This is a genomic window from Paracoccus wurundjeri (assembly GCF_030678915.1).
GTDB lineage: Bacteria > Pseudomonadota > Alphaproteobacteria > Rhodobacterales > Rhodobacteraceae > Paracoccus > Paracoccus onubensis_A.
This window is the reverse complement of sequence record NZ_JAUUTZ010000013.1, coordinates 35360-56876: the sequence shown is the minus strand read 5'-3', so window position 1 is coordinate 56876 and position 21517 is coordinate 35360. Positions and strand designations below refer to the sequence as shown.

Sequence of the window (21517 nt, the reverse complement as noted above, 5' to 3'; positions counted from 1 at the left end):
CGCGATGCCGGATCGTAACGATAGCGACTCACGTACGCTGCTCAGGCGGCTGAAGGGGATTCTTGCCGCGCCGGGCGGCGGGCAGGATCGGCTTGACCAGATCACCCATCACATCGCCGATTCGATGGGAACGCAGGTCTGCTCGATTTACCTGTTCCGCGATGCCGAAACGCTGGAGCTTTGCGCGACCGAGGGTCTGCGCGCGGCGGCGGTGCATCAGACCCGCCTGCGGCTGGGCGAAGGTCTGGTCGGACGGGTTGCCCGGACCGGACGCTATATCAATACCGCCGATGCGCCCTCTGCCCCCGGTTTCCGCTTCATGCCCGAAACCGGCGAAGAGGTGTTCCCCAGTTTCCTGGGCGTGCCGATCCAGCGCGTCGGCGAACGTCTGGGCGTTCTGGTCGTGCAGTCGCAGGACAAGCGCCAGTTCACCGATGACGATGTATATGGTCTGGAAGTCGTGGCCATGGTTCTGGCCGAAATGACCGAACTTGGCGCTTTTCAGGACGGCCAGTCCGATTCCATGCCCTCGGCTCATCGCTTCCCGCTGATGCTGCGCGGTGGGACCGGGCAGGAGGGGCTGGCCGAAGGCCATGTCTGGCTGCACGATCCCCGCGTCGTGATCGCCAACCCCGTCGGCGACGATCCCGAGACCGAGCTGGCGCGGCTGCATGAAGGCGTGAACCGCCTGCGCGAAACCGTTGATACGATGGTGGCCGCCGCCGATATGGGCGATGGCGGCGAACATGCCGCCGTGCTGGAAACCTATCGGATGTTCGCCCATTCGCGAAGCTGGCTGCGCCGCATGGAAGAGGATATCAAGCTGGGCCTGTCCGCCGAAGCCGCGGTCGAGAAAGAGCAATCCGCTGCCCGTGCCCGGCTGGAACTTGCCGCCGATCCCTATCTGCGCGACCGTCTGCACGATCTGGACGATCTCTCGAACCGGTTGCTGCGCATCCTGACCGGGCAGGGCAACGATACCGGCGCCGAGATGCCCGACGACCCGATTCTCATCGCCCGCAATATCGGCCCTGCGGAATTGCTGGAATATGGCCGCAAGCTGAAAGGCGTGGTGCTGGAAGAGGGCTCGGTCGGCAGCCATGCCGCGATCGTGGCGCGGGCGCTTGCTATTCCGCTGGTGATCCACGCGCCGCGCATCACCGCCGAGGCGTTGAACGGCGATCCGATTCTGGTCGATGGCGATCAGGGCATCGTTCATCTGCGTCCCGAGGAAAGCGTGGCGGTCGCGTTCCGCGACAATCTCGCGATGCAGGCCGCGGCGCAGGACCGCTATGCCAGCCTGCGCAATCTGCCCGCCACCGGCACCTGCGGCACGACCATTCAGCTTTACATGAATGCCGGGCTGATGGCCGATCTGCCCTCGCTGGAAGGCTCGGGCGCCGAGGGCGTCGGGCTGTTCCGCACCGAATTGCAGTTCCTGATTCGCAACCATGTGCCCCAGCGGGCCGAGCTGGCACGGCTTTACCGCCATGTCATGGACAGCGCGCGCGGCAGGCCGGTCATGTTCCGGACGCTGGATATCGGTTCCGACAAGGTGCTGCCTTACATGAAGCCGCAGGACGAGCCGAATCCGGCGATGGGCTGGCGGGCGATCAGGGTCGGTCTGGACAAGCGCGGCGTGTTGCGGATGCAGCTGCAATCGCTGATTCGCGCTGCGGCGGGGGAACGGCTGCATGTGATGTTCCCCTTTGTTTCGGATATCGGCGAATACGAGGACGCTTACCGCATTTTGATGCATGAGCTGTCCCGCGAGCAGCGGCTGGGTCACGATATGCCCAGCGATATCCGGGTTGGCGCCATGCTTGAAACGCCGGCAATGGCGTTCGCGCCCAAGCGATTCTTCGAAATGTGCGATTTCATTTCGATTGGCGGCAACGATCTGAAGCAGTTCTTTTTCGCCGCCGACCGCGAGAATGAACGCGTGCGGAGACGTTACGACACGCTCAGTTCCTCGTTTCTGCTGCTGCTTCAGCAGATCGTCGCGCGCTGCGAGGAAGCACGTGTACCGCTTTCGTTCTGCGGCGAAGATGCCGGCCGGCCCATCGAAGCATTGACATTCGCGGCACTGGGCATTCGCAGGCTGTCCATGCGACCGGCCTCGGTCGGTCCGGTCAAGCACTTGATTCGGCGGGTTTCCATTATCGAGCTGCGCAAGGTTATCGACGCTGCGCTGCAAGAGGGGCAGCCCAATCTTCGCCGACCGATCACGGAATGGCTTGCACGCCAATAGTTGAATGGATGATACTGCGTTGTGAGTTAACATTAGGTAATTAAAGGTTATGCCTGTCAGCAGGAAACCTGTTGGCAGAGCAGCACGTTACCGCCTATACAGCTTGCTGCAATGCGGCAGGGTCCGTATGATAATCAGGTTTTTGGGCATCGAAATCCACGTATGAAGCGCAGACAATTTCTTAATGCCGCCAGTGTGCTGGCAGTCGGTGGTCAGATTGTGGCAGCCAGGGCGCAGGCTCAGGAAGCTGACGATGAAACTGGCGGGGATGTGCCGACCGCACATCATGATTTCGGGTTCGAAGACGTTGCCGCGATTGCGGAAGACCGCGCGACCCGCGTTTACACGCAGCCCGTGGCCGAACAGGTCGGCAGTTTCGCCGATCTGAATTACGATCAATATCGTGGGATTCGTTTCCGCCGCGACCTGGATCCGCTTGAGGGGCGCGGGGGCTTTGCGCTTGATCTGTTGCCGCCGGGCGTGATCTTCTACGAGCCGGTGAATATCAGCATTGTCCGGGACGGCGTTCCGCAGAAGCTTGGCTTCGATCCGCATATGCTTGAATTCGATCCCTCGCAATTTCCGGACGGCGCCGATCTGGACACCAAGGGCGAGATGGGCTGGTCGGGTTTCCGCATGCGGACCACGCTGAACAAGCCCGGCGTCATGGATGAATTCCTGGTCTTTCAGGGCGCGACCTATTTCCGGGCCGTGGCGCGCGGAACCCTGTACGGTCTGTCTGCCCGCGGATTGGCGATCAAGACCGGCAGTCCCGATGGCGAGGAATTTCCTCTCTTTACCGATTTCTGGATTCACGAAGCCGATCCGAATTCTGCCGGGACGATCCGCATTCACGCGATTCTGGACAGCAAATCGGTGACCGGCGCTTATGAATTCGATGTCAGCCCGGGTGCCGTGACCATGGTCCGCACGCGTGTCGCATTGTTCCCGCGCATCGATCTGCGCGAAACCGGGATTGCGCCGCTGACCTCGATGTTCTGGTTCAGCCCCGCAAGCCGCCGCACGGTCGACGATTACCGGCCCGCCGTTCATGACAGCGACGGGCTGCAGATGCATACCGGCGCGGGTCAGGCCCTGTGGCGCAGCCTGTCATCGCCAAAGAATCTTCAGATCGCCTCATTCGTCGACAGCGATCCGCGCGGCTTTGGCCTGATTCAGCGCAAGCGGGAATTCGAGGATTATCAGGATGCCGAGGCATCCTATCACCTGCGCCCCTCGGCATGGATCGAACCCGAAGGCGATTGGGGCGACGGCGAAATCAGACTGGTCGAAATTCCGGTCGAGAACGAGTTCAACGACAATATCGTCAGCTATTGGGTGCCCAAGGAACCGATCACCAAGGGCAAGCGGCGCGAATTCCAGTATCGGATGAGCTTCTCAGCCTTGCCGCCAAGCGAATTGCCACTGGCAAAGATCCGGCAGGTCCGGTCGGGCCGCTCGATCAACGAGGAAACGCAAAGAAGTTACATCGTCGATTTCGATCTGTCCCTGTTCTCTTCGGAACTGCCGGAATCCAAGGTGACGACCTCGAAGGGCAAGATCGTTCACGCCTATCTGAAGCAATTGCCCGAGCAGCAGGTTTTGCGACTCGCTTTCGAGTTTCAGCCCGAAAACGCGCAATTCGCAGATATTCAGGCCGTATTGACCGGCAAGGACGGAATCGCGCTTAGCGAAACCTGGATGACTCGCTGGTCGGCATGAATATCGCGCTTGACAGTAACGGCGCGGATTTGCCGCCGATGCCCCCGGAAGCACCGCTGGAAATGCCGGTGCAGGATTTCCGCAGACCGCCCCCGAAAGGCCCGAAAGCCGGTTTCGAGAACTGGCGGGTCTGGCTGGCCCGGCTGATCGCCTTTGGCGGGACGGCGGCGCTGGCGGTTATCGGCTTTCTGCAAATGCTGACCGCCTTCGGCGATAAGCCGACGCCGATGCAGCTTATGCTTCTGGCCTTGTTCGTGCCGACCTTTGCCTGGGTCGGGTTCAGTTTCTGCGCCACGATTGTCGGTTTTCTGGCACGCGTGCCGAAGACCCCGGATATTCCCGGCACCGCCCGCATCGCCGTCGTCATGCCGATCTATCACGAGGATGCCACGACAAGCATCGGCCTGCTGACCGCCCTTGCCGAGGATCTCATGCGTGAGGGGATGGGCGAGCGTACCGAGATATTCGTGCTTTCGGATACGCGCGACCCCGATATCGCCGTCAACGAAACCCTTGCGGTCTCGGCGGCGCGGGAAATGTCGCCGCTGCCGATCTGGTATCGCCGCCGCGAAACCAACGAGGACCGCAAATCCGGCAATATCGCGGAATTCCTGCGCCGCTGGGGCGGGAATTACGATCATATGGTCGTTCTGGATGCCGACAGCATCATGAGCGGCGAAACCATCAGGGCGCTTTCGGCGCGGATGGAGGGGGCACAGGATCTGGCCCTGATCCAGACCATGCCGGTTCTGGTCGGCGGTGAAACGATTTTCGCCCGCCTGACCCAGTTCGCCGGGCGCGTCTATGGCCCGATGATCGCGCGCGGGGTTGCCGCATGGTCCGGGAATACCGGAAATTTCTGGGGCCATAACGCGATTATCCGCATCTCTGCCTTTGCCCAATGCTGCGGATTGCCCAAACTGCCCGGCAAACCGCCTTTCGGCGGCTCGATCCTCAGCCATGATTTCGTCGAGGCGGCGGCGCTGTGCCGGGCCGGCTGGAAAGTCCGGCTGGATTACGATCTGCGCGGCAGTTACGAAGGCTGCCCGCCCACACTTCTGGACATGGCGGCGCGGGAACGCAGATGGGCGCAGGGGAACCTTCAGCATCTTGGCCTGATCGGGATGAAGGGAACCCGCGCCATAAGCGGCGCGCATTTCGCCATCGGCGTGCTGGCATTCCTGATGAGCCCGATCTGGCTGGCGCTGATTCTGGTCGGGCTTGTGCTGTCGGCGACGGTGCTTCTGTCCACGCCGGAATATTTCCCGAATGCCTATCAGCTTTTCCCCGAATGGCCGGTTTTCGATTCCCTGCGGATGCTGTGGCTGTTCATCACCGCTATGGCGCTGCTGCTGCTGCCCAGGTTTTTCGCGCTTTTCCGGGCGTGGCTCCGGCCATTGGCGCGGAATTCCGGCGGTCCGGTGCATATCCTTGCAAGCGCGCTGTTCGAGATCGTGCTTTCGGCACTGATCGCCCCGGTGCAGATGCTGACCCAGACCCGGCAGATATACGAAATCCTGCGCGGCCGGGACAGCGGATGGAAAGCACAGGTCCGTGCCGGAACGGTTCCACCATGGCATGTCGTGATCAGCCGTCACTGGGCGCATGTTGCGCTGGGCGTGGGTACGTTGATCGTGCTGGCTGAATTTTCGCCGCGGCAGCTGATCTGGCTGTCGCCGATCCTGATCGGGCTGATCCTGTCGCCGCTGACCTCGCGTTTCTCGGCCAGCCCGGTCTTTGGCCGCTGGACCAGAATGCGCGGGCTGCTGGTCACCCCGGAAGAGCGCGATCCGCCCCGGGTGCTTTCCGAGGCGCAGGCCGTGATGCGCAAGCTTCCCCGGCGGCAATTGGGTAACGAATCGATTCTTCGCCTTGGAAAGGAACCCGAACTGCTGGCCCGGCATATGGCACTTGTCCCGGTGCCGGACGAAAGGCCCGCCGCGGAGCGGATGGATCAGATCACCGCAGGCGCCAAGATCGCCAATGCGGGAAGCCAGACGGAAGCGCTTGGGTTTCTGAACCCGGCCGAGGCAAACGCGCTTGTGTCAAGCAGGGAACTGCTGCGAGAGTGGAGCCAGCTTCCCATATGAAGCGCATGATATCTCTGGATGCGCTGCGCGGCTACGCGCTTGTCTGCATCATGCTTGATCATATGCCGGCCTCGATCCTGCGCGAGGTGACGCTGGCGAATTTCGTGGTCTTCGATGCGGCGGAACTCTTTGTGTTGCTGTCGGGATTCCTGATCGGGATAGTCTGGCTGAATGTCGAGGAAAAGCAGGGTCGCGGCGTTGCCCGGCGCCGGTTTGTCCGCCGCGCCTTCGAGGTCTGGCGCGCCCTTGTGATCGGCGGTGTGCTGCTTGCGCTTCTGTCCGCAATATTGCTGGCATTCGAGATGAGGCATACTGCCGTCTGGAACCAGTATGCGATCTGGGTCATCGAGAATCCGCTGGGTTACGTGGGCACATTGATGACCATGTGGATGCAGCCGAATCTTCTGGATGTGCTGGCGGTCTATGTCCTGCTGATCGCCTCAACTCCGTTGCTTGTTCCGGTCATGCTTCGCTGGCCGCTGGTTTTCGCCATCTGTTCGGTGACGCTTTGGTGGTTCGCGCCGACATTGAACGCCATGATCCCCAATCAACGCGGATCGGGCTTCCTGTTCAATCCGTTCGGCTGGCAGATGCTGTTCTTCACCGGCGTGGCGATGTCGCTGTTCCGCAAGCAGTTCATGCCGGTATTGCTGCGGTATCGGCTTGCGGTCACGCTGATTGCCTGGGGCATGTTCCTTTTCGGTGCCGTTCTCGGCACCGCGGTTCAATTTGGCCAGGCGGGGCTGCCGCTGCGCAATGCGCTCAGGCCGCTTTACGGCACGGTCGACAAATGGTCGCTGGACGGCACCCGTTATCTGGCGATCGTCGCCGCAAGCTGGCTGGTTGCGGTGCCATTGGCGCGGATCATCGAGCGGATCGCTGCAAGCCGCCCCGGAGAGGCGATGCAGCAGATCGGGCGCGGCGGATTATGGTCCTTCATCGCCTGCGTCCTGCTGTCGATTCTGGGGGATGCGTTGCAGATCAATCCTGCCGATCAACCGGTATTGCAAAGACTGGCTGTCGATCTGTGGGTCGTTATGGCGCTGTGGGGGCTTGCCATCGTCTGGCTGGAATATGGGGCGCCGCGGCAAAAGGCCCGGAAAGCGGCCAAAGCGGCGAAAGCTCTTCAGGCCAGGGCTGCCAAAGCGGCCAAGACCGCCAAAACCCTTCAGGTTCCGGCAGAAACATGCGCTTCGGAACCCTCCAAAGCCGGGCGGTGCCCGCCCGTTCAGGTACGGACATAGCGGCGGCGGTTTATCCGCGTGCCGATTTCAGGAAAGATTTCAGCCAGTTCCGCGCATCGAAACCCGGCAGGGGGGATGCCGCATAAAGCTGGCGATCAAGCTCGGTCAGGCCCTGCGGCTGAAGCCCGCGCCAGTCAAGATGCCGTTCGGCGGCGTGGCGAAGGGCGGGCAGATCGTTGCGGCTGGCCGCCTTCCGCATCACCCACATATGGGGCGAAGGCAGCAACCGGCGCAGGCGTCTTTGCAGGGCATCGCCCCGCATCGGGCTGCGCTGCCATAGCAGCGCCACCAATCCGCCGGTAAAGGCAGCCAGCAGCACGGCAATCGAAATCATGCGGTTGGGCAAGGCGCTGCCATCGCCGCTATCGCCGAAATTCGCGCCAAATCCGCTGAAGCCGAAGGGAATCGGGTCTAGCGGCGCGATCTCGACCCGCCGGTTCGCGCTGTCGAACCACGCAAACCCCGCGCCGGGCAGGATGGCGGGTTCGCCGGTATGCGGGCGCAATTGCCATTCCCAGACCACCCGCGCCACCGGGCCGTTATCGGTCATGACCGTCTCGCGCTCCTCGGGCGCGGTGAAACTGATCATCCAGGGCTGGCTGAGATCGGGGCGCGGGGGCAGGTAATGGGCCAGCGTGTCCTGTGCCTCGATGGTGACGCGGCGGGTCAGGACTTCGTTCTGTTTCAACTGCCCCGGTTCCGCCGACAATTCGTCGGTCAGGGTCAGTTTCTTCGCCGAAAGGGGGCGGTGATCGCCGGGAAAGGGCTTGACGTTCAGCACTGCCGCCGGCGCGGTGACATCGGTTTCCGCGCGTTGCCCATTGCCCTGAACATAGGTCAGGTGATGCGTGATCGGGCCGATAGAGATTTCTCCGTCATGGCTGGGAAAGACGGCGATCTTCCGTTCGAATATCTGCAGAAGGCGGCCATTCACCCGCTCTTTGTGCCAATCGTCGCGGGCGATCTGGATCCAGTCGTAATCGGGCGAATTCGGGATGACCATCTCTTCCAGCGAGACGGTCAGGTCATATTCGCCGCGAATCGTCAGCCGGACCATCTCGGACACGACCGGATTGCCGTGATCATACAGGATCCGCAGCTTCGTATCGCCCTGCGCGGCGGCGGGAAGCGTGGCGGCCCCCCATAAAATGGACAGCCATAGAAGCAGCGACAGGATCGGTCGGATCACCATGGGTCGGCCTCTTTCGGGCGAATCAGGCCAAGATTGGCGCGGCGTTCATATTCGGCACGGATGCGCAGGCGCAGGAACTCGCCCGGATCGTCCGAGATGATCTCGAGCCATTCATCCGTTGCGGCGATGCCCTTGCGGTCAAGCTGGCGGTCCCATTTCGGACCCGAGGCATTGGCAAGCAGATTGGCGTCCAGAGCGTCTTCCGATTCCATGCCTCCGGTCCCGGCCAACCGTCCCGGCGCGACGCTTTCCCCGCGCGGAGGCGGGAACATCGAGGCGACCAGTTCGCGATTGGACCGGGCCTGCGCATCGGCGGGATTGGCGAAAAGCATGGCATCGAAATAGGCGACAGACAGCGGGTAATCCCCGGTCGCGGCAAGGCTGAGACCGCGATTATAGGTCTGCGACCGACCGGCATCGGCGAATGCCTTGTCGGCGGCGGCGTAATCCCCCATCCGGTACAGCGCCACGCCCTGCGCCGCGCGATCGGTCAGCAGTTTTGCCGCCGCCCCGTCCCAGCCAGCCCGCAATGCCAGCCGCCCCATCGCCTCGGGTCCGGCAAGGGCGATGGCGGCAAGAGCGGCGATCAGAATAAGCAGGGGCAGTTTCATCGCATCCCCCCGATGATCAGTGCGGCTGGCTTGCCCCATCCGCCCGGCCGGGCGGGCGCTTTTGTAACGTTATCCTGCGGTATCAGCTTCCTTCGGGGTTGCACCAAAAAGCAAGAAACACATCCTTTTGCCGCCCATCCGGCGGACGGGCGCTGCGCGGCTATCCCGATGTGGAACCGCGCCGTCATTTCTGCTTCCGCAACATGATCAGCAGCGGAAACAGCGCGAATGCTGCCAGAATCGGGCCAAGGTCGCGATATTGCAGCGCCCGCAGCACCGGATCGCGCATCGCGGCGCCCGTCCGGTCCAGCGATCCGGCCATCCGCGCCATCTGATCGGCGGGCAAAACCTTGCCCTCGCCCCGCACCAGCCGTTCAAGCGCATCTGAAGGCGGTACCGGCGCGTCCGGCGCGACATCCGGGATCCGCAGGGCCGAGATCCGCACGCCCGCATCGGCCAGCCGGTTCGCCTCGGCCTCGGCCTGACGGTCGACGCCGCCGCCGTCCGAGATGATCACCAGATCGGCGCGGCGCGGCTGTTCCAGCATCTTGCCCGCCTGCCCAAGCGCATCCGCCACGCGACTGCCCGGATTGGGCATCGTGTCGGCGTCCAGAACCGCGATCTGCGTTTCAAGCGTGGATAGATCCAGGGTCGGCGCGGCCACCGTATAAGCCTCGCCCCCGTAAAGGATCATCCCGACCGGTCGCCCGGCCAGCCCCTGCAACAGTCCCGCCGCCGCGAATTGCGCCTGTTTCATGCCCGGCCCAGCTGCGACCGAAGGCGACAGGTCTATGGCGATCACCACGGCATCGGTCTGGGTCAGCACCGGCGCGTCGCGGCGCGGCAGGGCGGGGCCGGTCAGGCCAAGGATCAGGGCCAGCATCGCGGCAGGCGTCAGAATGCGCTGCCACAGCGGCTGCCGCCCGCCCAATGCGCCAAGTGCGATCATCGCGCGCAGCATCCGGGGCGGCATGACCCGCTGCCAGCCGCCCGCATCGCCATTATGCCGTAAAGTCCACAGCGTCAGTGCCGCCAGAGGCAGCAGTGCCAGAAGCCACCACGGGCGCATCAGGATCAACCCGCCCATCCATGCCTCCTGACGGTCAGAAGGATAAGGCATCCAAGCGCCAGCATCGCCGGCCATTGCCACAGCGATTGCCAATAGCGCATCGGCGGGCGCGATGAGGGGTTCGGTTCAAGCCGGTCCAGCGTGGCCGCCATGCGCTGCAAATCCGCGGTCGTGCGGACCCGGAAGCTTTCGCCTTCCGCCGCCGCCGCGATATCGCGCAGGGTCTTTACATCCACCGCATCGCGCGATTTGGGCTGGTTCTCCAGGTCTTCGGGGCCAAGGGCGATGGAATGGACCCTGATCCCGTGCGAGGCGGCCAGCTTCGCCGCCTCGACCGCAGGCACATTGCCCGAGGTATCCACCCCGTCCGACAGAAGCACGATCACCCGTGTCGGCGCATCGCTGCGTGACAGCCGCTTGGTGGCAAGCCCCAGCCCGTCGGAAATCGCCGTGCCGCGCCCGGATATGCCGATCTGCGCCTCGTCTATGGCGCGGGCGACGGCATCCACGTCGAAGGTCAGCGGAGCGGCGAAATAGGCTTCCTCGCCGAAGATCACCAGCCCGATCCGGTCCCCACGCCGTGCCGCGACAAAGGCCGAGGCGGTGCGCTTGACGGCGTCCAGCCGCGAAACGGGCTGATCGTCCAGCCGGAAATCCTCTTTCATCATGCTGCCCGACAGATCGATGGCCAGCACGATATCGCGCCCCGAGGCGGGGATGATATCGCTGACCGCCTCGGTTCTTGGCCCTGCCAGCGCAAGCACCAGCAGGATCCATGTCAGCGCGGTCAGCCAGGGCCCGCGCCGGATCTCGGCCCCGGTTTCGTCGCGGGTGGCCTGCAACAGATGCTGTGGCAGGATCAGTGCCGGCCGGCCGATGGCGATAGAAGGCGTCAGCCGTCGCAGCAATAGCGGCAGCGGCAGAAGGATCAGCAGCCAGGGCAGGGCAAAACTCATCTTCGCCTCTTGCCGCGCGGGTTTGCGCCCGCCAGCGCGATCCGCTCGATCTGCTCATCCGAAGGCGGCGGGGCGGCGCCATAGGCAGCCGGGCGCAATGTTTCCGGCAGATGGCCAAGAATACGGGCGATGGACAGGATCCGCTCGGCTCCGGGCTGTCCGCGCGTGGCGCGGATGCGGACGCGGCGCGAAGGGCGGCGGGTCAGCCAGGGCAGCAGCAATGCGAACAGGATCAGTGCCGCCAGCAGGCCCAGCCCGGCCAGCCCGCAAAGCTCGCGCCAGCCCAGCGCGGCCATATCGGCGGGCAGGCGGGGCGGGGCAAGCATGGCAAGCATGTCTTCATGCGTCACGGCTGCACCTCGGCGGGTCTGGTGCCGATGGCGCGCAACCGGGCGCATTCCCCGGCAAGATCGGGCAGGGCTAGACGGGCAAGGCGGCTTGCGCGGCCGTCGCTGACGGCAAGCACGCCGCGCGGCGGTTTGCATTCGATCTCGTCCAGCATCAGGGCGATGGTGACGATGCGGCGGCGGGCAAGCCGCGACAATGCCGCTTCGGCATCGCGCCACTCGCCCGGCGCAGTCGCCAGCAATACCCGCCCGCCCGCAGGGGCAAGCCGCGCGGCACGGGCAAGGGCCTCGGTCAGGGGCGGCCTGCCGGGATCGCTTAGCGCCCGGTCGTGTTGCAGCGCCAGCAGTTTCGCGATGCCGGCCATATGCCGGTCGCCCGCCGCGCCGGGCAACTCGGCCAGACCGCCGCCGGTGACGGTCAGCGCGGCGACCGATCCACCGTGCAGCACCGCCTGCCAGCCCGCGCGGGCCAGATGATATGCCCCCCTGACCGACCGCAGCGCCGTTCCGGTACCCCACAGCATCGGGGCGCGGAAATCGGCGATCAGCAGGGTGGTGTCGTCGCGGTCTTCATGCAGGCTTCTAATATGGGGCTGTCCGGTCCGCGCGGTTGCCGCCGGGTCGATCCGCCTTGGATCGTCGCCCGCGACATAGGCCCGGATCTCGCGCAGATCCATGCCTGCGCCTTCCATCCGCGCGGGTACCGCCCCCGGCTTGCGCGTTGCCGGACGGTGCCGGTTGGGCGCCACGCCCTCATCGCGCAGCGCCAGCAGTTCCGCCTCCGTCAGCCGGATCCCCGGAAGGGCTTCGGATAGGCGCAGGCCGGTCATTGCGGGATTCCGGCGAGAAAGCTTTTCGCGGCGGCGGTGGCTATAATCCCGCGCGGAATCAAGGGCCAACGGCCCGGGGGGGGGGGGGGGGGGCCCCCCCCCCCCCGCCCCGCGGGCGCCCGACCGCCCCCAAGGGCGGGCGCTTTTGTGACCTTGGCGCCACGGGGGTGAGCCCGTTCGGGGCTTGGCCATAAACTGCCCTGCACAACCGTCAAAGCGCCCACCCGCGGTCGGGCGCCCGCGCGGCTCTGTCATGCATCGGCTGGCATGCAGGGATGGATACCATTCACCCCTGCCGGACGGTAAGACCGCATTCGCGGCACACCGCAAATCCCGATCTGCCGTCCTGTGCTTCACCAAGGCCGGACCTCGGCCAATATCTCGGCGACCAGTTGCCGGGCGCTGCGGCCCTCGCTGACGGCCTGCCATGCGGGAACCATGCGATGCGCCAATGCGTCCGCCGCCAGCGCCTCGGCATCCTCGGGCAAGCCGTGATCGCGGCCATTCAGCCAGGCCCGCGCCCGGACCCCGGCCGCCAGCGCCAACGAACCGCGCGGCGAAACCGGATGCTCGATCCATTCCGCCACCGCGCCGCCGGGCCGCGTGGCCATGACCAGACGCACGATGAAATCCTTTAGTGCCGGGGCCAGATGGACCTGTGCCACCTCGGCCTGTGCCTGCGCCAGATCCCCGGGCGCCACGATCGTCCCGGCCTTGGGCGGGGTTTGCCCCTCGGCCTCGACCAGATCGAGGATCGCGCGTTCCGCCTCGGCATCCGGCAGATCCAGACGCAGATGCAGCAGAAAACGGTCAAGCTGCGCCTCGGGCAGCGGAAAGGTGCCCTCATGCTCGATCGGGTTCTGGGTCGCGACCACCATGAAGGGGTCGGGCAGCGGCCGGGTGACGCCGCCGCTTGTCACCTGCCGTTCCGCCATTGCTTCCAGCAGCGCGGATTGCACCTTGGGCGGTGCGCGGTTGATCTCGTCCACCAGAATCAGACTGTGAAAGACCGGACCCGGCATGAAATCGAATCCGCCGGTTTCGGGCCGGAACACCTGCGTGCCGGTCAGATCCGACGGCAGCAGGTCCGGCGTGCATTGAATACGCGCGTGGCTGCCCGGCAGATGCGCGGCAAGCTGCTTGACGGCGCGGGTTTTGGCGATGCCGGGCGGCCCTTCGATCAGGACATGTCCGCCAGCCAGCAGCGCGATCAGCAGCCGCTCGACCAGGATTTCATGCCCGATCAGCGCCGCGCCGACCTCTGCCCCCAGCCGCGCGACAGGATGCGTTTTATGCGAAAGCTCGTTCATCGCTGCCCTCCAGAGCGAACATGCACATTGTGCAGGGACTCGTGCCCGGTATCCAGCCCGCCGAAAGTCTGACATAGGTGATTGTACATTATGACCGGGTGATTTTAAGGAAATCATGCTTGCAGATTATTCCCATACCCCAAATCATGCCCGCAGCCGTGGCAGAAAAAGGCCGGGCGCGCTTGCCGGGCTGGTCTTACCCGTTTTCGGCGTGGCCTGTGCCCGGAAAACGAAAAATCTGTTGCATTTGACTGGAATGCCCCCGCAGTTTCTGGTCATTGGGGCAAAATGATTGACTCAGAGATGAAACAGCAAAGCCGATGAGCATACATCTTTACCAGAATGATCTTCCCGACGATCTGAATCTTGGTCCGGTCGTGGCCATCGATACCGAAACCATGGGGCTTGACCCGCGCCGGGACCGGCTTTGTCTGGTGCAGATGTCCTCGGGCGATGGTCAGGCGCATCTGGTCCAGATCGAAAGGGGCCAGACCGAGGCACCCAATCTCTCGCGCATGCTCGCCGATCCCAAAGTGCTGAAATTGTTTCATTTCGGGCGTTTTGACATCGCTGCGCTGGAAAACGCCTTCGGGATCGTGACCTCTCCGGTCTGGTGCACCAAGATCGCGTCGAAACTGGTGCGGACATTCACCGATCGGCACGGGCTGAAAAACCTTCTGTCCGAGCTTGTGAATGTGGATGTCAGCAAGCAGCAGCAGACCAGCGACTGGGGCGCCGAGGATCTGTCGGATGCGCAACTGGAATATGCGGCATCGGATGTGCTGTATCTGCACAAGCTGAAAGACGCGCTCGAGGAACGTTTGCGGCGCGAGAATCGTTTGGGTCTTGCGCAGGCCTGTTTCGATTTCCTTCCGGCGCGTGCCCATCTGGATTTGCTGGGTTGGGGGGATGAAAAGGATATCTTCCACCACTAGATGAATATCTTCCATTAATAGATGGGCAGCATGAATTCGTTTCTCGACACCGCCACCCGCGTAATCCGCACCGAAGCAAGGGCGCTTGACCTTCTGGCGGACGGTCTTGGCCCGGAATTTCAACAGGCCATCGACCTGATCCTTGGCGCGTCGGGCCGGGTGATCGTGTCCGGCATGGGCAAATCCGGCCATATTGCCCGCAAGATCGCGGCGACGCTGGCTTCGACCGGCACGCCCGCGCAATTCGTCCACCCGGCCGAGGCGAGCCACGGCGATCTGGGCATGGTCACGCAATCCGATGTGGCGCTTGTGCTGTCCAACAGCGGCGAGACGCCCGAGCTTGCCGACCTGATCGCCCATACCCGCCGCTTCCGGATCCCGCTGATCGGGGTGGCGTCGAAACCCGGCTCGACCTTGCTGCGGCAATCGGATGTGGCGCTTGTGCTGCCCGACGCCCCCGAGGCTTGCGGGCGGGGGATCGTGCCCACCACCTCGACCACCATGACGCTGGCGCTGGGCGACGCGTTGGCCGTGGCGTTGATGGAGCATCGCGAATTCACCGCCGAGCATTTCCGCACCTTCCACCCCGGCGGCAAGCTGGGCGCGCTGCTGGCGAAAGTGGGCGATCTGATGCATGACGAAATGCCTCTGGTGCAGGAAAACGACCCGATGACCGAGGCGTTACTGATCATCAGCCAGAAGGGCTACGGCGTGACCGGGGTGCTGGATGGCGGCGGTCAGTTGACGGGAATCATCACCGATGGAGACTTGCGGCGGCATATGGACGGGCTTCTGGATCGCAGCGCGGCCGAAGTCATGACCCGCAATCCCAGCGTCATCGAACCTGACGCATTGGCTGCGGCTGCGCTGGCCGAGATGCAGTCGCGCAAGATCACCTGTCTTTTCGCCGTGACCGACGGCAAGCCCGTCGGGATCCTGCATATCCATGACTGCCTGCGGGCCGGGATGGTCTGAGCCGATGACGCGCACCCGGATCGTTCGTTGGTTGCGCGTCCTGCTGCCCATGCTGGCGCTTGTCATCCTGTCGACGATGTTCCTGTTCTCGGGCGGCTCGGATACCGAACCCGAGATCCCCTATGCCGAGACCGATGCCGAAAGCATGGCGCGCGAACCGCGCATGATCGCCCCGGAATATTCCGGCGTGACAGAGGATGGCGCGGAATTGTCCTTGCGTGCCTCGCAGATCAGCCCTGCGCAGGATGCGGGCGGCTCTGCCGACGGCTTGCGGCTGGATCTGCGCCGTCCCGATGGGCTGGCGGCGCAACTGACCGCGCCGGCCGGCGCGATGGATGACGAATTGATTACCTTGCAGGGGGGCGTGACCATGGCGACCTCTTCGGGATGGTATATAACCGCCGAAAAGATCGACACAGCAACCGACCGTTCGCGTATGGTGGCCACCGAGGGAATCGGGGCGACCGCGCCTTTCGGCAAGCTTACGGCGGGGGCGATGGAGTTGCAGGCGGGGCCGGAGCAGAAGGATTCGGCGGTATTGAATTTCACCGATGGCGTGCGTTTGATATACCAACCCTGATTTCAGTGAAGGAAGATGCAGATGCTGCGCTCGATGATGATTGCACTGACCCTTGTGGCCCCGATCTTTGTGGCGGTGCCGGCAATGGCGCAGCAGGTCGGATTCGGGGGCCTGAAAGCGGATGCCTCGGCCCCGGTCGAGGTGTCGGCGGATCAGCTTTCGGTCCGGCAGGAAGATGGCCATGCGGTTTTCAGCGGTAACGTGGTGATCGGGCAGGGGGAAATGCGCCTTGCCGCCGATCAGGTCACGGTGGAATATGCCGATGCCGGGCAAAGCCGGATCAAATCGCTTCACGCCAAGGGCAATGTGACGCTTGTCAGCGGCGAGGATGCCGCCGAGGCTGCCGAGGCCAGTTACAATGTCGAGGCGGGCGAGGTGGTCCTGACCGGTGACGTGGTGATGACGCAGGGCCAGAATGTCCTGACCGGCGACCGGATGCAGGTCGATCTGACGGCCGGCACGGCAAAGGTCGACGGCCGGGTGCGTTCGGTCCTTCAGCCGGGCACGAACTGATGCAGCAGATGTCGAATGACGGACTGATGGTCAGGGATTTGCGCAAATCCTATCGCAACCGGCTGGTGATCCGTGAAGTCTCGGTCACGCTGAAACGGGGCGAGGTCGTGGCGTTGCTTGGGCCGAACGGCTCGGGGAAGACGACCTGTTTCTACTGCATCGCGGGGCTGGTCGCGCCGGATGCGGGGCAGGTCATGATCGACGGGCAGGATGCGACGCGCCTGCCGATGTTCCGGCGCGCGCGCATGGGAATCGGTTATCTGCCGCAGGAAATGTCGATTTTCCGGGGCCTTACGGTCGAGCAGAATATCATGGCCGTGCTTGAGGTCGCCTTTGACGATCCACGCCACCGCCGGGACCGGCTTGAAGAGCTTCTGGCGGATTTCTCGATCAGCCATTTGCGGAACGCGCCCGCGCTGGCCTTGTCGGGGGGCGAGCGCCGGCGGGTCGAGATCGCCCGCTGTTTGGCCTCTTCGCCCAAATTCCTGTTGCTGGACGAGCCTTTCGCCGGGGTCGATCCGATCGCCGTGGGGGAAATTCGTGAACTGGTGCATGATCTCAAGACCCGCGGAATCGGCGTTCTGATCACCGATCATAATGTGCGCGAAACCCTGGCGATCGTGGACCGCGCCTATATCCTGCATGACGGTCATGTGCTGATGTCCGGCACCACGGATGAGATCGTGGCGGATCAGCGCGTGCGCGAGGTTTATCTTGGCGACAGCTTCCATATCGGCTGACGGTATTGGCTGAACCCCGCAGGAATTTCCTTCAGATCTTATGCTTGCCGTTGACAGAAACGTTTTGCTGTCACCAAATTGACTCATGTGGGTGCGGCTTGTCGTACCCCGCTATTCCCGTTTTCCGCCATGCGCGGGACCTATGAACGGATCGGCGCAGGCAGAAACGGGCAACCGGAAAGGATGTAAGATGCGCTTTACCATCAGCGGAAAACAAATTGATGTCGGTGACGCCCTCAGCACGCATGTCGAGACAGAGCTGGGCGAAACGGTTGTGAAATACTCCCAGCGCCCCACCGATGCGACAATCACCTTTTCCCGCGATGCGCATCAGTTTCTGTGTGACGCTGTTGTTCATTTGTCCACCGGGCTGATCGTGCAGGCGCGGGGCGCCGCGAATGAGGTATATGCTTCGTTCGAAGCCTGTCGCGAAAAGATGGACAAACAATTGCGGCGCTACAAGCGCCGGTTGAAAGATCATCACAAGGACCGTACGGAACCGGTTGAATTCGGTGAGGCCGGCCTGTATGTGCTCTCCGCTGACGAGGATGTGTGGGAATCGCAGGAAAGCGGACTTGAACCCATCATCATCGCAGAGATGGAAAGCCGTGTCCCGACCTTGTCGGTGGGTGACGCGGTGATGCAGATGGAATTGGCCGGGGCTCCGCTATTGGTGTTCCGGAATGAGAAACATGGTGGTGTCAATGTCGTGCATCGCCGTGAGGATGGCAATGTAGGCTGGATTGACCCGCGTGGAAACGGATAGCCGGTCGCGCTCCGCGTTCCGGACAGAACCGCCCCGGCAACAGGCTTGTCGGGGCGGCAAGCGTAGGAAAGACAGGACTGAATGCAACTTAGTGAGATTCTCGGGCCGGGGGCCGTTCGCACCCTCGGGCAGGTAACATCAAAGAAAAGGCTGTTTCAGGAACTGGCCGATCTGGCAAATTCCCAATACGGGCTGAATGCGTCCGAGGTGCTGGACGCATTGCAGGAACGCGAAAGCCTTGGTCCGACCGGCGTCGGCGAGGGCGTGGCCCTGCCCCATGCGCGCCTGCACAAGCTTGACCAGGTCGTCGGGCTTTTCCTGCGGTTGGACAAGCCGTTAGATTTCGATGCGGTGGACCGCAAACCGGTTGACCTGATCTTCGCCCTGCTTGCACCGGAATCCGGCGGCGTGGATCACCTCAAGGCGCTTGCGCTGGTGTCGCGGACGTTGCGCGATCCCGATCTGCGCAGCAAGCTTCGCGCCAATGACAGCCCGACCGCGCTGCATGCGGTTCTGGCGGCGGCGCAGGGTATTCAGGCGGCCTGAATTTGGCACAGGGGCGATTCGGCGCTATACTGGCTTCCTGCCACCTTGGAGGAACCGATGAGCAAGCATGTCGAGGATCAGCCCCGCAGCCCCGATCACAACCGGCTGCGCGAATATACACGTCAGGAACGCGAATCGGGCATGCATCCGGCCATCTGGGCGCTGCATAGCCGCCCCTTGATGCGTGGTTCGGTGAATCGCAAGACCGCCGAATATCTGCGAATCGCGCGTGGCCGGACAGTCTGACGCCGCAAGATCCGGGCGTGGGGCTGGCTGACGGTAAAACCTGCAAGGCTTTAATCGAATCAAAACCTTGCAGAGCCGCCCCCCCATTGGAGCGGTTGGGCGCTGCCCATCATGCGAATGCGTGTAATGCCCGGCGGGCCTGCGGCTATTGATGCCCGGCGGGGATATCGTGACAGCGGATTATTCCCGTTCAGCTACCGTCCAAAATCACCCTCGCGCGGATATCGATCCCGCGCGAGGCGAAGCAGTGCCTCGATATCTTACGCCCGAACGAGTTTCTCGTAATCCTCGGCAATGCCGCGCGTGGTCTGGCCGACCTGGAAATGCCAGTCGCCGATCTGGCCGACCGGGGTCACCTCGGCGGCGGTGCCGGTCAGGAAGCATTCCTGGAAATCTTCCAGTTCTTCCGGCTTGATGCGGCGCTCATGCACGGCCACGCCCTTGTCCTTGATCATCTGGATGACGGTCTGGCGGGTGATGCCGTTCAGGAAACGGTCGGCCAGCGGTGTATGCACCTCGCCATTCTTGACAAAGAAGATATTCGCGCCGGTCGCCTCGGCCACGTAACCCTCCCAGTCCATGAACAGCGCGTCGGAACAGCCCTTGGCCTCGGCGGCGTGTTTGGACATGGTGCAGATCATATAGAGACCGGCGGCCTTGGCGGCGGTGGGGATGGTTTCCGGGCTGGGACGCTTCCATTTGGCGACGTCCAGCTTGGCGCCCTGCCATTTGGCATCACCGTAATAGCTGCCCCATTCCCATGCGCAAACGGCCATCCGAACCGGGTTCTGGCGGGCCGACACGCCCATATCCGGCCCCGAGCCGCGCCACGCGACCGCGCGCACATAGGCGTCGGTGAAACCATTCGCCTTCAGCACGGCATCCTTGGCAATGTCGATCTCTTCGGCGGAGTAGGGGATCGGCATGTCCAGCAGGCGGCCCGATTCGATCAGCCGTAGCGAATGTTCATGTCCTTTGAAAATCTTGCCGTTATAGCAGCGCTCACCTTCAAAAACCGAGCTGGCGTAATGCAGCGCATGGGTCAGGACATGCACTTTCGCGTCGCGCCATTCGACCAACTCGCCATCCATCCAGATTTTACCGTCACGATCGTCATATGCCGCCGTCATTTTACTCTCCATCAATTCCGGAATTTTCGGATCTTGCGCAAATAACCCCGGAATTGGCCAATTTCTTGCGTAAGATGCTTGACGGCTAGCAATCGAATCTTGGAAAGTCAACAAGGCTGCCCTATCAAGCCGGTAAATGGATGGAAGGAAACGAACATGCAGCAGAATATCAGGATGCCGGGGATGATTGGCGAAGATCTGCTGTTTCTGACCGATGACCAGCTGCGGCGCGGGATCGAGGCGATGTTCTTCGCCTATCGCGCCTTTACGGCCGATCCGGATATGATTCTGGCCGAAATGGATTACGGCCGGGCCCATCACCGCGCGCTGCATTTCATCAACCGGGGGCCGGGGCTGACCGTGACCTCGCTTCTTGCGGTTCTGGGCGTGACCAAGCAATCCCTGAACCGGGTCCTCCGCACCCTGATCGAGGACGGGCTGGTCGAAAGCAAGATCGGACGCCGGGACCGCCGCGAGCGTCAGCTTTTCCTGACCGAAAAGGGAACCGAGCTGGAACGGCGGCTGTCCGAGGCGCAGCGTGCCCGGATGCGGACCGCCTATCGCACTGCCGGGCCTCAGGCGGTGGCGGGTTTCCGGCAGGTGCTTGAGGCAATGATGGACGCTGAGACGCGGGGGCTGTATCAGTCAGTGAAGGATTTTCCCGAAGATCAGAAAGACTCCGCCAATGAGCAGCCAAGATACTCATATTCTGATCGTCGATGACGACGAGCGCATCCGCAGCCTTCTGGGCCGCTTCCTGCGCAAGAACGGTTTTCTGGTCACCTGCGCCCGGGATGCGTCGCAGGCGCGGCGGCTGCTGGCCGGGCTGGATTTCGATCTGGTCGTGCTGGATGTGATGATGCCGGGCGAGGATGGCTATTCCCTGTCCCGCCACCTGCGCGAGCGGTCGGATATGCCGATCCTGATGCTGACGGCCAGGGGCGAGACCGGCGACCGGATCACCGGGCTTGAAAGCGGCGCCGACGATTACCTGGCCAAGCCCTTCGAGCCGCGGGAATTGCTGTTGCGGATCGCCGCCATCCTGCGCCGCGTCCCCGCGACCGAGACCGTGCAGCCCAAATTCCTGACCTTGGGGATGCTGCGCTACGATACCGAGAAGGCGGAACTTTGGCAGGGCGATTCCCATCTGCGGCTGACGGGTACCGAACAGGCACTGTTGCGGCGGCTGGCGGCGAGTCGCGGTCAGGCGGTCAGCCGGTCCGAGCTGATCGAGGATCTGGGGCGCGGCACCGGCGAGGAATCCGAGAATTCCGAGCGCGCCATCGATGTGCAGATCACCCGGCTGCGCCGCAAGATCGAACCCGACCCGAAAGAGCCGCGTTTCCTGCAAACGGTGCGCGGGGCGGGATATATGCTGGTGACCGATTGATGCCCATGGGCGCGGCGGTGGATGCTCCCTTGCATTTCCGGCCCGGGAATCGCTGTCCATTTCGCCCTGAAATG

Annotated in this window: 22 protein-coding genes; 14 read left to right on the top strand and 8 right to left on the bottom strand. The window is 63.2% G+C overall.

All coding sequences use genetic code 11. The features are described 5' to 3' along the window. Positions 1 to 4 precede the first annotated feature (4 nt). From ptsP to opgC, 4 genes are all read left to right on the top strand, one after another. The gene (gene ptsP, locus Q0601_RS13995; RefSeq protein ID WP_305290471.1) at positions 5 to 2251 is read left to right on the top strand and encodes a phosphoenolpyruvate--protein phosphotransferase; all 2247 of its coding nucleotides are present in this window, start codon (positions 5 to 7) and stop codon (positions 2249 to 2251) included. Positions 2252 to 2413: 162 nt separating this feature from the next. Then, positions 2414 to 3973, top strand: coding sequence for an OpgD/OpgG family glucan biosynthesis protein (locus tag Q0601_RS13990; protein ID WP_305290470.1), 1560 nt, complete (start codon positions 2414 to 2416; stop codon positions 3971 to 3973). After that, positions 3970 to 6063 (top strand): glucans biosynthesis glucosyltransferase MdoH, encoded by a 2094-nt coding sequence (mdoH, locus tag Q0601_RS13985; RefSeq protein WP_305290469.1) that lies wholly within the window; start codon positions 3970 to 3972, stop codon positions 6061 to 6063. Before Q0601_RS13990 ends, mdoH begins: the two co-directional genes overlap by 4 nt. Then, positions 6060 to 7307, top strand: a complete 1248-nt coding sequence (opgC, locus tag Q0601_RS13980; RefSeq protein WP_305290468.1) for an OpgC domain-containing protein — start codon at positions 6060 to 6062, stop codon at positions 7305 to 7307. Before mdoH ends, opgC begins: the two co-directional genes overlap by 4 nt. Positions 7308 to 7317: 10 nt before the next feature. On the opposite strand, the gene Q0601_RS13975 is transcribed toward opgC, so the two are convergent. From Q0601_RS13975 to Q0601_RS13945, 7 genes are all read right to left on the bottom strand, one after another. Beyond that, positions 7318 to 8499 carry a hypothetical protein gene (locus tag Q0601_RS13975; protein WP_305290467.1) on the bottom strand — a complete coding sequence of 394 codons (1182 nt, stop codon included), beginning with the start codon at positions 8497 to 8499 and terminating at the stop codon, positions 7318 to 7320. Beyond that, the gene (locus tag Q0601_RS13970; protein ID WP_305290466.1) at positions 8493 to 9110 is read right to left on the bottom strand and encodes a hypothetical protein; all 618 of its coding nucleotides are present in this window, start codon (positions 9108 to 9110) and stop codon (positions 8493 to 8495) included. The genes Q0601_RS13975 and Q0601_RS13970 overlap by 7 nt, the downstream gene beginning before the upstream one ends. Positions 9111 to 9294: 184 nt before the next feature. After that, positions 9295 to 10197, bottom strand: a complete 903-nt coding sequence (locus tag Q0601_RS13965; RefSeq protein ID WP_305290465.1) for a VWA domain-containing protein — start codon at positions 10195 to 10197, stop codon at positions 9295 to 9297. After that, positions 10185 to 11135: a VWA domain-containing protein gene (locus Q0601_RS13960; protein ID WP_305290464.1), complete on the bottom strand. Its 951-nt coding sequence runs from the start codon at positions 11133 to 11135 to the stop codon at positions 10185 to 10187. The genes Q0601_RS13965 and Q0601_RS13960 overlap by 13 nt, the downstream gene beginning before the upstream one ends. Beyond that, a complete protein-coding gene (locus Q0601_RS13955; RefSeq protein ID WP_305290462.1) occupies positions 11132 to 11485 on the bottom strand; it encodes a hypothetical protein in 354 nt (117 codons plus the stop codon). The genes Q0601_RS13960 and Q0601_RS13955 overlap by 4 nt, the downstream gene beginning before the upstream one ends. Beyond that, positions 11482 to 12312, bottom strand: a complete 831-nt coding sequence (locus Q0601_RS13950; RefSeq protein ID WP_305290461.1) for a DUF58 domain-containing protein — start codon at positions 12310 to 12312, stop codon at positions 11482 to 11484. Before Q0601_RS13950 ends, Q0601_RS13955 begins: the two co-directional genes overlap by 4 nt. Before the next feature lie 353 nt (positions 12313 to 12665). Beyond that, on the bottom strand, positions 12666 to 13622 hold the full coding sequence (locus tag Q0601_RS13945) for an AAA family ATPase (RefSeq protein WP_305290460.1): 957 nt from the start codon (positions 13620 to 13622) through the stop codon (positions 12666 to 12668). Between the two features lie 320 nt (positions 13623 to 13942). Between Q0601_RS13945 and Q0601_RS13940 the strand changes: the two genes are divergently transcribed. The 8 genes from Q0601_RS13940 to Q0601_RS13905 all read left to right on the top strand — a co-directional run bounded on the left by Q0601_RS13940 (position 13943) and on the right by Q0601_RS13905 (position 18923). After that, positions 13943 to 14557 carry a ribonuclease D gene (locus tag Q0601_RS13940; RefSeq protein WP_305290459.1) on the top strand — a complete coding sequence of 205 codons (615 nt, stop codon included), beginning with the start codon at positions 13943 to 13945 and terminating at the stop codon, positions 14555 to 14557. Positions 14558 to 14587: 30 nt separating this feature from the next. Beyond that, positions 14588 to 15532, top strand: a complete 945-nt coding sequence (locus Q0601_RS13935) for a KpsF/GutQ family sugar-phosphate isomerase (RefSeq protein ID WP_305290458.1) — start codon at positions 14588 to 14590, stop codon at positions 15530 to 15532. A gap of 4 nt (positions 15533 to 15536) precedes the next feature. Beyond that, positions 15537 to 16112 (top strand): hypothetical protein, encoded by a 576-nt coding sequence (locus tag Q0601_RS13930; RefSeq protein WP_305290457.1) that lies wholly within the window; start codon positions 15537 to 15539, stop codon positions 16110 to 16112. Between the two features lie 21 nt (positions 16113 to 16133). Beyond that, on the top strand, positions 16134 to 16625 hold the full coding sequence (gene lptA, locus Q0601_RS13925; protein WP_305290456.1) for a lipopolysaccharide transport periplasmic protein LptA: 492 nt from the start codon (positions 16134 to 16136) through the stop codon (positions 16623 to 16625). Positions 16626 to 16633: 8 nt separating this feature from the next. Then, positions 16634 to 17365 (top strand): LPS export ABC transporter ATP-binding protein, encoded by a 732-nt coding sequence (gene lptB, locus Q0601_RS13920; RefSeq protein WP_305290455.1) that lies wholly within the window; start codon positions 16634 to 16636, stop codon positions 17363 to 17365. A 190-nt stretch (positions 17366 to 17555) separates the two neighbouring features. After that, positions 17556 to 18131, top strand: a complete 576-nt coding sequence (gene hpf / locus Q0601_RS13915) for a ribosome hibernation-promoting factor, HPF/YfiA family (protein ID WP_305290454.1) — start codon at positions 17556 to 17558, stop codon at positions 18129 to 18131. Positions 18132 to 18212: 81 nt separating this feature from the next. Then, positions 18213 to 18677: a PTS sugar transporter subunit IIA gene (locus Q0601_RS13910; RefSeq protein ID WP_305290453.1), complete on the top strand. Its 465-nt coding sequence runs from the start codon at positions 18213 to 18215 to the stop codon at positions 18675 to 18677. Between the two features lie 57 nt (positions 18678 to 18734). Continuing rightward, the gene (locus Q0601_RS13905; protein WP_305290452.1) at positions 18735 to 18923 is read left to right on the top strand and encodes a hypothetical protein; all 189 of its coding nucleotides are present in this window, start codon (positions 18735 to 18737) and stop codon (positions 18921 to 18923) included. A 260-nt stretch (positions 18924 to 19183) separates the two neighbouring features. On the opposite strand, the gene Q0601_RS13900 is transcribed toward Q0601_RS13905, so the two are convergent. Continuing rightward, positions 19184 to 20053 carry a branched-chain amino acid aminotransferase gene (locus Q0601_RS13900; RefSeq protein WP_305290451.1) on the bottom strand — a complete coding sequence of 290 codons (870 nt, stop codon included), beginning with the start codon at positions 20051 to 20053 and terminating at the stop codon, positions 19184 to 19186. 156 nt (positions 20054 to 20209) lie between these two features. Here Q0601_RS13900 and Q0601_RS13895 point away from each other — a divergent pair, with 156 nt between their 5' ends. After that, the gene (locus Q0601_RS13895; RefSeq protein ID WP_305290450.1) at positions 20210 to 20776 is read left to right on the top strand and encodes a MarR family winged helix-turn-helix transcriptional regulator; all 567 of its coding nucleotides are present in this window, start codon (positions 20210 to 20212) and stop codon (positions 20774 to 20776) included. Next, entirely contained in the window at positions 20739 to 21443 is a 705-nt protein-coding gene (locus tag Q0601_RS13890; protein WP_305290449.1) for a response regulator, read from the top strand. Before Q0601_RS13895 ends, Q0601_RS13890 begins: the two co-directional genes overlap by 38 nt. Positions 21444 to 21517 lie beyond the last annotated feature (74 nt).